General features: G+C 61.6%; 12 protein-coding genes. 2 read left to right on the top strand and 10 right to left on the bottom strand.

The features are described 5' to 3' along the window. Nucleotides 1-86 precede the first annotated feature (86 nt). Nucleotides 87-2,120 carry an NADPH-dependent 2,4-dienoyl-CoA reductase gene (locus G8E03_RS02380; RefSeq protein ID WP_166188258.1) on the top strand — a complete coding sequence of 678 codons (2,034 nt, stop codon included), beginning with the start codon at nucleotides 87-89 and terminating at the stop codon, nucleotides 2,118-2,120. 97 nt (nucleotides 2,121-2,217) lie between these two features. Here the strand turns inward: G8E03_RS02380 and G8E03_RS02375 are convergent, their stop codons facing one another. The 5 genes from G8E03_RS02375 to G8E03_RS02355 all read right to left on the bottom strand — a co-directional run bounded on the left by G8E03_RS02375 (nucleotide 2,218) and on the right by G8E03_RS02355 (nucleotide 7,081). Continuing rightward, nucleotides 2,218-2,673: a PaaI family thioesterase gene (locus G8E03_RS02375; protein ID WP_166188256.1), complete on the bottom strand. Its 456-nt coding sequence runs from the start codon at nucleotides 2,671-2,673 to the stop codon at nucleotides 2,218-2,220. A 9-nt stretch (nucleotides 2,674-2,682) separates the two neighbouring features. After that, nucleotides 2,683-3,435, bottom strand: a complete 753-nt coding sequence (locus tag G8E03_RS02370; RefSeq protein WP_166188253.1) for an AraC family transcriptional regulator — start codon at nucleotides 3,433-3,435, stop codon at nucleotides 2,683-2,685. Further along, the gene (locus G8E03_RS02365) at nucleotides 3,419-4,273 is read right to left on the bottom strand and encodes an NmrA family NAD(P)-binding protein (RefSeq protein WP_166188251.1); all 855 of its coding nucleotides are present in this window, start codon (nucleotides 4,271-4,273) and stop codon (nucleotides 3,419-3,421) included. The genes G8E03_RS02370 and G8E03_RS02365 overlap by 17 nt, the downstream gene beginning before the upstream one ends. Further along, entirely contained in the window at nucleotides 4,270-6,207 is a 1,938-nt protein-coding gene (locus G8E03_RS02360) for an AMP-binding protein (RefSeq protein ID WP_166188249.1), read from the bottom strand. Before G8E03_RS02360 ends, G8E03_RS02365 begins: the two co-directional genes overlap by 4 nt. 112 nt (nucleotides 6,208-6,319) lie before the next feature. Next, entirely contained in the window at nucleotides 6,320-7,081 is a 762-nt protein-coding gene (locus G8E03_RS02355; protein WP_166188247.1) for a glucose 1-dehydrogenase, read from the bottom strand. Between the two features lie 126 nt (nucleotides 7,082-7,207). On the opposite strand from G8E03_RS02355, the gene G8E03_RS02350 reads away from it, so the two are divergent. After that, complete coding sequence (locus G8E03_RS02350) at nucleotides 7,208-8,536, top strand: TetR/AcrR family transcriptional regulator (protein WP_166188245.1); 1,329 nt, start codon at nucleotides 7,208-7,210, stop codon at nucleotides 8,534-8,536. Nucleotides 8,537-8,633: 97 nt separating this feature from the next. On the opposite strand, the gene G8E03_RS02345 is transcribed toward G8E03_RS02350, so the two are convergent. From G8E03_RS02345 to G8E03_RS02325, 5 genes are read right to left on the bottom strand one after another with little or no spacing between them, the layout of a single operon-like run. Further along, nucleotides 8,634-9,038 carry a PaaI family thioesterase gene (locus tag G8E03_RS02345; protein ID WP_240910391.1) on the bottom strand — a complete coding sequence of 135 codons (405 nt, stop codon included), beginning with the start codon at nucleotides 9,036-9,038 and terminating at the stop codon, nucleotides 8,634-8,636. Next, entirely contained in the window at nucleotides 9,035-9,517 is a 483-nt protein-coding gene (locus tag G8E03_RS02340) for a PaaI family thioesterase (RefSeq protein ID WP_166188242.1), read from the bottom strand. Before G8E03_RS02340 ends, G8E03_RS02345 begins: the two co-directional genes overlap by 4 nt. 12 nt (nucleotides 9,518-9,529) lie before the next feature. Beyond that, entirely contained in the window at nucleotides 9,530-10,333 is an 804-nt protein-coding gene (locus G8E03_RS02335; RefSeq protein ID WP_166188240.1) for an enoyl-CoA hydratase-related protein, read from the bottom strand. Beyond that, complete coding sequence (locus G8E03_RS02330; RefSeq protein ID WP_166188238.1) at nucleotides 10,326-11,180, bottom strand: SDR family NAD(P)-dependent oxidoreductase; 855 nt, start codon at nucleotides 11,178-11,180, stop codon at nucleotides 10,326-10,328. Before G8E03_RS02330 ends, G8E03_RS02335 begins: the two co-directional genes overlap by 8 nt. 10 nt (nucleotides 11,181-11,190) lie before the next feature. After that, on the bottom strand, nucleotides 11,191-12,390 hold the full coding sequence (locus G8E03_RS02325; protein ID WP_166188236.1) for an acyl-CoA dehydrogenase family protein: 1,200 nt from the start codon (nucleotides 12,388-12,390) through the stop codon (nucleotides 11,191-11,193). Nucleotides 12,391-12,402 lie beyond the last annotated feature (12 nt).

Genomic DNA, 12,402 nt, shown 5'->3' with positions numbered 1-12,402 from the left:
TCCCCATGACCGAAATTATCTTCTTCCCTAAAATCTAACAAATGTTAGAATACAGATCAAGGGAAGTTTTGAGGAGGATGACCAGAATGAAAAACACGCAGAAGGACAACTTCGCGACCATGCTTTCGCCGATCCGCGCGGGGCAGCACACGCTACGAAATCGAGTCATCATGGGGTCGATGCACACGCGGTTGGAAACCGAGCCCGACGGCATCGCCAAACAGATCGCCTTCTACGCGGAAAGGGCGCGGGGGGAGGCGGCGATTCTGGTCACCGGCGGGTTCTCACCCAATGCGGAGGGCGTATTCGACCCCGAAGGCCCGCGTATCGACGACGCGGCGGAGGCGGAAAGCCTGCGCCCGATCTGCGAGGCGGTGCAGGCCGAGGGCAGCCTGCTTTGCGCGCAGCTTCTGCATGCCGGACGCTACGCAAAGATCGAGGGATGCGTCGCGCCAAGCCCGATTCGCGCGCCGATCAATCGCTTCATTCCGCGCGAAATGACCGACGCGGACATTCGCCGCACCATCGAGGATTTCGCCAAGGCTGCCGAAAATGCGCAGGCTGCAGGCTTCGATGGCGTGGAGATCATGGGCTCCGAGGGATATCTTCTCAACGAATTCACCGTCGTTCACACCAACAAGCGTGAGGACGAATGGGGGGGCAGCGCCGAGAATCGCCACCGTTTCCCGGTTGAGATCGTGCGCGCCGTGCGTGAGCATTGCGGGCCTGATTTCCTTGTCATCTATCGGATTTCCGCCGCCGATCTGGTTGAGGGGGGCGCACCCACCGCTGAAATCACCGATCTGGCGCGCAAGATCGAGGCCGCAGGCGCCGATATCCTCAACACCGGCATCGGCTGGCATGAGGCCCGCGTGCCGACCATCGCCTATACGGTGCCCCGTGGCGCCTGGCGTCAGGCCGCGGCGAATGTGAAGGCCGCCGTTTCGATCCCGGTGGTGGCCTCCAATCGGATCAACACGCCCCAACTGGCGGAGGATATCCTGTCTTCCGGCGAGGCGGACATGATCTCGATGGCACGGCCCTTTCTGGCGGATCCGCATTTCGTGAAGAAGGCGCGCGAGGGCCATGCCGACGAAATCAATACCTGTATTGCCTGCAACCAGGCCTGCCTCGATTTCATCTTTTCCGACCGTCCTGTCGGGTGCCTGGTCAACCCACGGGCCGGGCGCGAAACCGAGTTTCGCGACACGCCCACGGACTCACCCCGGAAGGTGGCCGTAATCGGCGGCGGCGCAGCAGGCATGGCCACGGCTGCCGAGGCGGCGCGTCTGGGCCATGACGTCACCTTGTTCGAGGCACAGGCAAAGCTGGGCGGCCAGTTGAATCTGGCGCGCGCGGCGCCGGGCAAGGACGAGTTCGACGAAACCATCCGGTATTATTCCGGGCAGTTGGAAAAGCATGGCGTCAAGCTGCATCTGGGGCAGCGGGCCGGTCTGGACGATCTGAACGGCTTTGACCATGTGGTGATCTCCACCGGAGTGACGCCGCGCATTCCCGATCTGCCGGGCATCGACCATCCCAGTGTCGCGACCTATGCCGAGGTCCTCTCGGGTGAGCGTGTGGCGGGCGACACCGTGGTGGTGATGGGGGCAGGGGGCATCGGTCATGACGTGGCCGAGTTCCTGGTGACCGAACCGGCGGAGGCCCAGAACGCCGATGCGTTCTGTCAGACCTGGGGCGTGGACCCGGAATTCGCAATGTCCGGCGCGCTGGCGGGCGATCCGCTGGCACCGAAATCATCGCCGCGCAAGGTGATCATGCTTCAGCGGAAAACCTCGAAACCGGGTGCGGGGCTTGGCGTCTCGACAGGTTGGATCCTGCGCAATGCCCTGCGAAAGCACGGTGTCGAGGTCATGGGCGGCGTGGGCTACGAACGTATCGACGACGCGGGACTGCATATTTTCATGGATGGAAAGCCAAGTGTGATCGCCGCCGATACGATCGTGCTTTGTACCGGTCAGGAACCCGAACGCGACCTGGCGCACGAGCTGACCGCGCGCAACGTCGCCGTCACGATGATCGGCGGCGCGAAGGAGGCCGCCGAGCTCGACGCGCTGCGTGCGATTGATGAGGGGATCCGGCTGGCGCAAAGTCTCTGATAGGGGCGGTCGATCTGAGCAAGGTGCAGGCAGTTCGCCATATGGCCTGCCTGCACCGCCGACCCGCCGCGTAAAATCGGCAGGCGCGCGTACCCTGTCAGTCGGTAACGCCTGCCCGGCCCACCAGCGCCATCAGCGTGGCGGTCATCGTGGCGACCACCTTTTCTTTCTGACCCTTCACCGCATAGGCACGCGCCTCGCAGATGGTCAGTGTTCTACCGGGTTTCACCACGTCGGCGACGAAACGAAACCGCTCCCCATCGGCGGGGTTCAGCAGGTTGATCTTGAATTCCGCCGTCAGAACCGCCGCTTCGGGGGGCATCAGGGAAAAGCCTGCATATCCGCAGGCACTGTCCAGCGCGGTGGATACGATCCCGGCATGCAGGAAACCATGCTGCTGGGTCAGCGCGTCATTGTGCGCCATCTCCAGAACGATATGGCCGGGCGACAGGTCGGCAATGCTGATCCCCATCGTGCGCATGACGTTCTGGCGATCGAAACTGCTGCGCACACGCGCGTCATAGTCAGGGTTCTTCGGCTCGAATTGCACCATGGTGTGATTTTACTCCTGTTTTTCATTCATGATGACCAAGCTTACCCGATCCCTGAAATGCGTATCTTGTAACGAAAGGTCAAAAGGGCGTCTTGCCGCCTGTGAGCGGAGGGCCCCGGGCGAACGGCCGGCGAAGGATCGGCAGAACGCCGACATATGCGCTTGATCGTAATACCCGGCGTCCAGCGCAAGATCGCTCAATGACGGGGTATTCCGGCTCGCAAGTCGCTTGAGCATCTGGCGAAAGCGCCGAATGGCGGCGAGCCGTCGTCTCGACACACCGGTGTCGGCCAGCGCTCTGCGACGCCCGGTACGGTCGCTGACGGCATGTGGCGAAGCGGCGAAGCTCAACTCCCGGCCCAGATTGTCCAGCGCAGCCACCAGAGCGGGCAAATCGTCGTCGAACCGTTGTGCCCGCTGAAGTGCCACGGCCAACTGCTCCACCGCCGCGCGCTCGGGCAAACTCTCCGGTCGCGCCGACAGCCGCAGACCGGCGACGATGCCGCAAAACGGCGCGCGACGGTGAGCGAAGCCCGCGCGGGGCAGCGTGAGCGAGATATGCGGATCGCCGCCACCGTCCGTGCGCCCGCCCGGTGCCACCGAAAGGGTGAACAGATCGGTGGCGAAACGACCGCTGCCGCCACCGCTCAACGTACCCGTGTCGCGGAACACGAAAAGATGGTCGATCTGCGCCACAGCATCCGCAGCCGGTGCCAGCTCAAGATAAAGCGGCGCGACCGTTCGCTCACTGGACGAAAGCATCCCGATTCTCGACTACGAAATCACGGAACCGCCGCGCCGGGCGGCCCAGAACGTCACTGACCGTGGTCTCGATACCCCCCAGGTAGCCCTTGGGCGCGATGGAGGCCAGTTCCACCATCGCTGCGGCGACCTCGCTCTGCATTCCGCCGGAGATCATGGCCGCCTTGGCCTCATCCGCCGAGAGGTGCACGCAGGTGACGGCACGGCCGGTTTCCTCGGACAGGACAGCGGCGATCTCTTCTCCGGTCAGGGCCTCGGGGCCGGTCACGCCATATCCCTTGCCCGCGTGGCCCGAACCGGTCAGGGCCTCCGCTGCGACATCGGCAATGTCGCGGGCGTCGATCCATGAGACGGGACCGCCCATATCGTCATAATAGACCCCGTCCTTGGCGATGCTGTCAGCCTGCCACAGCAGGTTTTGCATGAAATAGGTTGGCTGAACGAAGGTCCAGTCGAGGCCGCTTTCCTTGAGCAATTCCTGACTTTCGGAATGCCACTTGCCGAAGGTCAGCCCCGCCTTTGGTGAGGCGCCAAGCCCGGTGGCCAGAACGACATGCTGCACGCCTGTCTTCTTGGCCGCCGCGATCGCGTTGGCCTTCCACTGACGCATGTCCAGATGCGCGGGTGTCACCAGATAAATCCTGTCCGCCCCGGAACATGCCTGTTCCAGTGCGGACTGATCGTCGAAACTTGCGGTGACAGCCTCGCATCCCTTGGCTTTTAGCCCGTCAAGCTTGGCTGGATCGCTGGTCACGGCGCGCACCTTGGCGCCCTTGGTCAGAAGAGTATCGACAAGAGGTGCACCGGTGGTTCCGGTGGCTCCGAAGACGGTGATCATGACGTTTCCTTTCTCAGCAGTGCGATGGGCTGGATGGTTTCGGGATTGCTGACCGATGCCAGGTCGCCGGGGTCTTCATCGAGGAAGGCCGCGCGCACGATCCGGCGCATTGTCTTCATGCTGCGGGTCTTGGGCAGGGCCTCGACAAAGTGAATCTCACGCGGGCGGAAGGGTTTCGAGACGACTTCACCCACACGGTTCTTGAGCCGCTCGACCAGATCCGCGTCGGGCACCACACCCGGTGCCGCGACGCATACGCAGACCACGGCCACGCCCTTGATATCATCGGGTGCTGCAATGGCGGCGGCGTCCACGACTTCCCCGGTTTCGGTCAGAGCGCCCTCGATCTCGGGCGGGCCGATGCGTTTGCCGGCGATGTTGAGCGTATCGTCCGAACGGCCAAGGATATACCACGTGCCGTCAGGATCGCAGCGCACCCAGTCGCCATGCCGCCAGATGCCGGGATAGGTGGACCAGTAGGTTTCAAGGTAGCGTTCACGGTCGCCGCGGATGGCCGGGGTCAGGCCCAGGGGCGGCTGGGTGACGACCAGTTCACCCACTTCGCCAGGCGCGGCCTCGCTGCCGTCCTGACGCAGGACCTTGGCCCCGACACCCAGCGCCTGTGCGGAAAATCCGCCGGGACGAACCTCGTGCAGCACGGTCGAGGTCAGGATCGCGCCGAAAAGCTCGGTCCCGCCGGAGATGTTGAGCGGCACCGCGCGGCGGCGGCAGATATGGTCGAGTTGCCACATCCAGGCGTCGTCGGTCCAGGGTTCCCCGGTCGAGGCGACGATGCGAAGAGGCGAAAGATCGTAGCTTGAAAGAGGGGCCGGATCCTGCGTCATGAACTGCCGCACCAGGGTCGGCGCGACGCCCATGTGTGTCACCTTCATCTCCGCGGCGATGCGCAGCAGCCGGAAGGGATCGCCGGGCATCGACGGCGCACCCTCCGCCAGAACCAGTGTGGCCCCCGACAGCAATACCGACAAAAGCGTGAGCGGCCCCATGACCCAGCCCATATCGGTCATCCACAGATGTCGGTCGTCATGCTTCATGTCGAGGCCAAGCAGGAAATCCGAGGCGGCCTTGGCCTGCACGCCCAGATGGGTGTGCACCACACCCTTGGGCCGCCCGGTCGTGCCCGAGGTATAGGCGATCATCAGCGCGGCGTCCGCGTCCACGGGATGGGCGGGATAGGTCGGATCCGCCTTTCCGATGCTCTGCTGCCAGTCCAGATCTCGGGCCGGATCGGCCACTTCGCCGCCGAAGCGTCGCAGGCTGATCACGGTATGGACCGATGGCACGTCCTGAAGGGCCTCGGCCAGTTTGGCCTCCATCCAGACGGGCGTGCCGCGCCGGGGCGTGGCATCCGCCGTGAGCACCGCCACGGCACCTGAATCGTTCAGTCGGGAGACGATGGCCGGTGGCGCGAATCCGGAAAACAGCGGCACTGCCACGGCGCCCAGCCGGGCGATCCCCAGCAGCGCGGCCTCGATTTCGGGTATCATGGGCATGTAGATGCCCACAGCCTGTCCGGGCTTCACGCCACGCTGCGCCAGCGCGGAGGCCACGCGCGCGGTTTCGGCGGCGAGATCGGAATAGGTCCAGCTGCGCTGGCTTCCGTCCTCACCCACCCAGTCGATCGCGATCTTGTCTCCCAGACCGTTTTCGATGTGAGCGTCCAGACAGGTTTCCGTCAGGTTCAAGGTGCCGCCCACGGCCCACCGGATCGACTCCGGCCCATCGGACATATCCCTCAACTGGGTGTAGGGGCGGCTGAACCTTATGCCGGCAAAATTGATTACGCGGTCCCAGAACCAATCCGGTTCAGCATTCGCCCGTTGGGCAAGGTCTTCATAACTGTCCGCGCCGCAATCCTTCAGGAAAGCTGCGAGCGTGCTTGAACGCTGAATGTCAGAATCTGGCTGGAACATGTGTCACCTTTCTTCAACGAAAAAGGGCCGCACCGGTGGCGCGGCCAGTTAGGGAGGTAACTTTGTACACGGATCGGCGGCCATGCCCAGTGACAAGCATGGCCGCCAGCGATCATCCGTGCATGGACAGACCGCCCGAAACCGAAATCACCTGGCCGGTGATGAATCCGGCGTCATCGGACGACAGGAAGCAGATGACCCCGGGATAATCCGTGGGCTGCGCCAGACGCTTCATCGGAATGGCCCGCTTCAGGCCCTCCGCGATCTTCTGGCCGGCTTCGCCCTGTGCAACCTGGGCGAACAGCGGCGTATCGGTCGGTCCCGGTGCGACTGCGTTCAGCTGGATACCCTTGCGGGCGAGCTCACGCGCAACGGTTTTCGTGAACGAGATGATGCCGCCCTTGCAAGCGGAATACACAGCCTCACCCGACGAGCCGACACGGCCCGCATCCGAGGCGATGTTGACCACACGGCCGCCACCATTCTTGACCATGCCCGGTAGCACCGCGTGGTGCATGTTCAGGGGGCCGTAAAGATTGATGTCGATGATCTTTTTCCAGAGATCCTCATCGGTATCCAGGAACGGCTTGATCAGATCCCAGCCGGCATTGTTCACCAGCACGTCGATCGGGCCGCTAGCCTCGAACTCCGCAACTGCCTTGTCGACCTGTGCGCGGTCGGTGATGTCGGCCTTGAAGGCGGACGCCTTTCCACCGGCATCAACGATCAGTTGTGCCGTTTCGCGTGCTCCATCCTCGTTCATATCGAAAACAGCAACCTCGGCACCTTCGTCGCCGAACCGTTCGCAGACAGCGCGCCCGATGCCGCTACCACCGCCGGTCACGATTACACGTTTTCCACTCAATCCTCGCATATGGAGGTCCTCCTCTTTCGCTGGCGTCATTACAAAGAACTTGATTCGAGCGTCCTTTCGCGTATTCTAACACTTGTTAGATTTATTGCAATGGACAGCCTTGTCACTGACAAGTATCGACTATGAATGGTGAGGCAGTTTGATGACGACAAGCAAACCGACGATGATTTGAGCAAGTCGGAGAGGACACGCGGAGATATTCTCGCAGCGGCTGCCTGCCTTTTCCGTCACGAAGGTTACTATGCGACCACGATGCGCAGCATCGCGCAGGAAACCGGCATCGAAGCGGGCAGCATCTACTACCATTTCGACTCGAAGGACCAGATATTGAGCGAGGTGCTCGATATCGGTGTTCGCGCGCTCTATGAACAGGTCAGCAGTATAATTCGCGCTAACAAGGGCCATCCGGAGCGGTTTCGGGAGACATTTGCGCAGCTTATCGAAACGCATCTGACCTATCTGTTGACGACAAGTGATTATACCTCGGCCAATATCCGGAATTATCCGATGTTGTCGGATGAGGCCCGCGCGCCCCACCGGGATCTGCGTGCCTCCTACGCACGGGTCTGGAGCGAATTTCTCGAAGAAGCCAAGGAAGCGGACCTTCTGAGGAGGGACATCTCCGTCTCGGCCATTCGCCAGTTTGTGCTCAGCGCGATGAACTGGACCGTCGAATGGTATGACGTGGACCGGCACCCCGTGCATGTCCTGGCGGAACGCATGAGCAATCTCATACTTGACGGAATGTCATCGCGTCACCGCGCGGATACCGGCGGGTCCAAGATGATCAATCATATTGCCTACAAGGCCCCTGAGGCGACTGGCAAGGCGGCGAAAACCCGTTCCGATATCCTGCTGGCCGCCGCGCGCGTACTGCGGGACAATGGTTTCAAGGCGACCACGTTACGGCAGATCGCTGCAGAAGCGGACATGCAGGCGGGCAGCGTCTACTATCATTTCAAATCCAAGGAAGAGATAGTGGACGAGGTTCTGAACGCGGGATTGAGCGATTTGCTATCCGGTGTCAGCGCCGCGGTAGAAGAGTTTCACGAACCTTACGACCATTACGCCAGGATCGCGACGGCCATCTGGACGCATCTGGATTTCCTGTTCAAGGCGAGCGAATTCACGTCCGCCAATATCAGAAGTTATGGGATGCTGCCCAACCAATTCAGGGAAAGACACGGCAAAATCCGGCATGATTACGGGAGGCTCTGGGACAGAATACTCAGAGACGCGCAAAAGGACGACGCGATCAGATCGGATATCAAGATCGTTCCCCTGCGGCAGGTGATGCTGGGCGCCCTGAACTGGACGGTGGAGTGGTTCGATCCCAACAGGACGGGCGCGGACGGCTACCTTTCCCTTCCCGAATTCTCCGAAATGCTCATCAAGCTGCTGCTCGAAGGGATTTGCAACAGAGCGGACCCCACCGAACAGGTGCAGATCCACTGAGAGCTGCCCGTGGCGCGGCCCCCGCCCGATCAGACGAGAGGCCGGCCCGCACGGCACGGCGGATTAGGGCAGAAGCCGGATCACACCAGAAGCCGGATCACACGAGAAGGAAGTGATACAGCCCTTCTGCGATCGGTTTTTCCCGCTCTATCTGCCAGGTAATCACGCTGAGGCTGGCGATGCGCTTGCCCTTGCGGGTGACATCGGCGCGGGCATATAGCGGCCCCTTCAGACCCGGTCTGAGGTAATCCACCGTTAGATTGATCGGCTTGGCCGGAACGTCCGCGAAATCGGGGTGGACGGCGATGGCGGCCGTCGCCTCCATGAAGCTGGCGATGATGCCGCCGTGGTAATGCTCCATGACCGGATTTCCGATATGGCGTGATTCAAAGGTCATCTCCGCCTCGGCATGCAGGTTGTCCAGGCTCTGCACTTCGAAGTTCAGAAACCTGAAGAACGGCACCCGGGACACATTGGCATTGACGGTTTGCAAATCAATCACGGGTTTTTTCCTTTTGTCATCGCGTCAAACAGGCTGACGTCGCCGCGGGTCAATGCAAACGAGGCGGTTCCACGGGCGATTTCCGCGTCTTCATGGCCATCGAAACAGATGCTGCCGGAATTGAAGGCGATATGCCGGGTTTTCCGAAAGCAATGCGCGCGAACGATGACATCCGAGCGGGAGCGCGCCGGGCGCAGATAGTCAACTCTGAGGTCCAAAGTCGCCATGGTGCTGACCCCCTCGATGGACACGAAGTTCGCCAGCCCGAAGACACTGTCCAGCAGGGCCGTCAGGATGCCGCCATGCAGCAGGGTTTGATCGCTGTCGACACAGAAGTCTGGATTGAACGGCATGCGGACCCGAACCCCCTCGGAGGAGACGTCTTCGATATCGAGCGCCATGTGGGTGATCAGGCCCTTGCCACGCGCATTCCACATCTGCGCGATCTGTTCCATTTTCGTCTTGCTGATGTCAGACATGCGGTCTTTCCTTTAGCGCCCGGTAAAGCTGGGTTTTCGTTTTTCCATAAACGCGGAGACCGCCTCATGGTGGTCCTCGGTCTGATGCATCAGCGCCTGATAGGCCGCTGCGGAATTCAGGAAATCAGGCAGATCCATCCGTTCGGCGTTGCGCATCAGGCGCTTGGCAACCCGTACAGCACGCGGCGGCTTGGCTGCAATGACCGACGCCCGTTCGCGTGCCCGTTCCATGAGATTTTCATGAGGCACGACATCCAGCACCATACCGATCTCAAGCGCCTCCTTCGCCTCGACCATACGGCCCGAGAATGTCAGGTCGGCGGCCCGTTGATGGCCCAGACGGCGCAGCATGAACCAACTGCCCGCATCGCCCGGAATGATACCCAGGTTCAGGAACACCTCGCCGAACTTCGCTTTCTCGGATGCAATGCGCATGTCGCACATCATCGTCAGATCGCATCCCGCGCCGACCGCAGGGCCGTTGACCGCCGCGATGGTGGGGATGTCCATGTTGTAGAGCGCCTGTGGCAGACGCTGCACGCCGTTGACATAGCTTTCGGCGGCGGCCAGCGGTTCCTTGCGGAAAATGCCGTCGGGATCGTTCATTTCCTTGATATCGCCGCCGGCGCAGAATGCCGTGCCGGCACCGGTCAGGATCATCACGCTGACCTGCGGATCGGCCTGCACCTTCGCGAAGGTATCCAGAAGGGCCGAAATCATTTCGTTTCCGGTAATCGGATTGCGACGCTCCGGATCGTTCAGCGTAACGGTGGCAATCCTGTCAGCGATATCCAGAAGGACAATGGGCTCACTCATCTTTTCCGTCTCCGCGCTCGCGTTTGTCGAACATGTCGGGGTTGATCATATCGCGCGCGTCATGACCCATGTGAAGGGTTTCGCCGCCATCGACATAGATGTCCTCACCGGTGATGAAGTTCCCCAGATCAGACGCCAGGAAGATGATGGTGCCGGCGATATCCTCGGCCATGCCCATCCGGTTGAGGACCGAGCGGTTCAGCTGTTTCCACCGCTCGGGCGGGATGGGATAGCGGCCAAGCGCCTCGGTCTTGATCGTGCCCGGCGCGACGCAATTGAGGCGAATGCCATACTCGCCCCATTCGGCGGCAAGCGTCTTCATCATGCCGGTAACACCCGCGCGCGCGGCAACGGTATGGGTAAACCCGGTAAGTGCGGTCCGCCCTGAAATCGCGGTGACGAACACGACCGATCCGCCGTTTTCATACATGAAATGATCGGCGGCTGCGCGGGTCATCTGCCATGACCCGATCAGGTTGTTGCGGATCACCGCTTCGAAGCCCTTGTTGGTGATGTCCCGCGCAGCGGCGATGTACTGCCCGCCTGCATTGTTCACCAGCACGTCAAGCTGTCCGTAATGTTCCTTGATGCGGCCCATCGCGGTTTCGATGCTGTCCTCGTCGCGGGTGTCGCCAGGTACGACGAACGCCTCTCCACCCGCTGCACGGATCATTTCGGCAGTCTCTTCCAGCGGCTCCTCGCGGCGCGCGAACAGCGCCAGTCTGGCCCCGCAGGAGGCCATTTCCAGTGCCGTTGCCCGGCCCATTCCCGAACCCGATCCTGTGACAAGGGCCACCTGGCCCGCCATCAGATCCGGTGCATAACGCGATGTCTTTTTCTCGCTCATGTTTTCACTCTCAGTTTTTAAGAAGTTCGCCGGAAATGATCAGCTTGCGCACTTCCTGAGTGCCCGCGCCAACCTCCAGAACACGGCCCGTGCGGTAAAGCCGGTTCACTTCCGTGTCGCGCATGTAGCCCGACCCGCCGTGGATCTGGACGGCCTTGTCCAGCACGAATGACGTGACCTCGGCGGCCTTGAAGATCGCGGCGGCGGTCAGCTTGTGAATTTCGCCGCGTCCGCCTTCGCCCTCCTTCAGGCCCTCGCACATCGCGACGGTTTTCAGCGACAGGCTGCGCGCCGCCTCAAGCTGTGTGTACATGTCGGCCAGCATCGCCTGCACCATCTGGAAGCTGGCGATCGGCTTGCCGAACTGCTGGCGCGTTTTGGCGTAATCGATGGAGATATCCAGCGCCCGCTGTGCAATGCCCAGGGCGTTGAAGCAGACGATAGCGCGCTCCAGGTCCAGGCCCGACATCGTGACTGCCACACCGCCGTCCAGCTTGCCCACCATGTTCTTGGCGGGCACGCGGCAATCCTCGAAAACCAGTTCCCCTGTCGGCGACCCGCGGAAACCCATCTTGTTGAGCTTCTGCGCCACCTTGAAACCGGGTGTGTCCGTCTCGACTATGAAGGCTGAAATCCCCTGGGCGCCCTTTTCGGGAGAGGTCTTGGCATAGACCAGCACCAGATCGGCAATCGGCCCGTTGGTGATATAGATCTTTGACCCGTTCAGGATGTAGTCGTCGCCATCCTTCCTGGCCGTGGTGCGCATTGAGCCGAGCGCGTCGGACCCGGCACCCGGTTCGGTCAGGCCCAGTGCGCCGACCAGCGTGCCGTTGCACAGCCCCGGCAGATATTTGCGGCGCAGATCGTCATTGGCGTTGCGGTAGATATTGTTGACGCACAGGTTGTCATGCGCCACATGCGTCAGCCCAATCGCGGCAGAGGCGCGCGACAGTTCTTCGGTGATGATGCAGGCGGAGGTAAAATCGAGCCCGGCCCCGCCAAATTCCGGCGGCACGTTCAGGCCGAGATACCCCATCTCCCCCAGCTTAGGAAAGACTGAGGGCGGCAGGTCGTCGGTGTCGTCCATTTCCGCGTTCAGGTGGTGGAACTCGGACATGAAGAACTTGCCGGCCTGATCGGCCAGCGCCTGCTGTTCATCCGTCTTGAAATGAGTCGGAAGGTCGATGTCGTTGCGCAGTTGCTTGTTCATGATCTTGCCCCC

It is taken from the genome of Pontivivens nitratireducens, from assembly GCF_011290545.1.
Classification (GTDB): domain Bacteria; phylum Pseudomonadota; class Alphaproteobacteria; order Rhodobacterales; family Rhodobacteraceae; genus Pontivivens; species Pontivivens nitratireducens.
This window is presented reverse-complemented; position numbering and strand designations above follow the sequence as displayed.

Coding starts and splice junctions, on each gene's coding strand:
- G8E03_RS02380 (WP_166188258.1), top strand. CDS start 87: ATGAAAAACACGCAGAAGGACAACTTCGCGACCATGCTTTCGCCGATC.
- G8E03_RS02375 (WP_166188256.1), bottom strand. CDS start 2,673: ATGGTGCAATTCGAGCCGAAGAACCCTGACTATGACGCGCGTGTGCGC.
- G8E03_RS02370 (WP_166188253.1), bottom strand. CDS start 3,435: ATGCTTTCGTCCAGTGAGCGAACGGTCGCGCCGCTTTATCTTGAGCTG.
- G8E03_RS02365 (WP_166188251.1), bottom strand. CDS start 4,273: ATGATCACCGTCTTCGGAGCCACCGGAACCACCGGTGCACCTCTTGTC.
- G8E03_RS02360 (WP_166188249.1), bottom strand. CDS start 6,207: ATGTTCCAGCCAGATTCTGACATTCAGCGTTCAAGCACGCTCGCAGCT.
- G8E03_RS02355 (WP_166188247.1), bottom strand. CDS start 7,081: ATGCGAGGATTGAGTGGAAAACGTGTAATCGTGACCGGCGGTGGTAGC.
- G8E03_RS02350 (WP_166188245.1), top strand. CDS start 7,208: ATGGTGAGGCAGTTTGATGACGACAAGCAAACCGACGATGATTTGAGC.
- G8E03_RS02340 (WP_166188242.1), bottom strand. CDS start 9,517: ATGTCTGACATCAGCAAGACGAAAATGGAACAGATCGCGCAGATGTGG.
- G8E03_RS02335 (WP_166188240.1), bottom strand. CDS start 10,333: ATGAGTGAGCCCATTGTCCTTCTGGATATCGCTGACAGGATTGCCACC.
- G8E03_RS02330 (WP_166188238.1), bottom strand. CDS start 11,180: ATGAGCGAGAAAAAGACATCGCGTTATGCACCGGATCTGATGGCGGGC.
- G8E03_RS02325 (WP_166188236.1), bottom strand. CDS start 12,390: ATGAACAAGCAACTGCGCAACGACATCGACCTTCCGACTCATTTCAAG.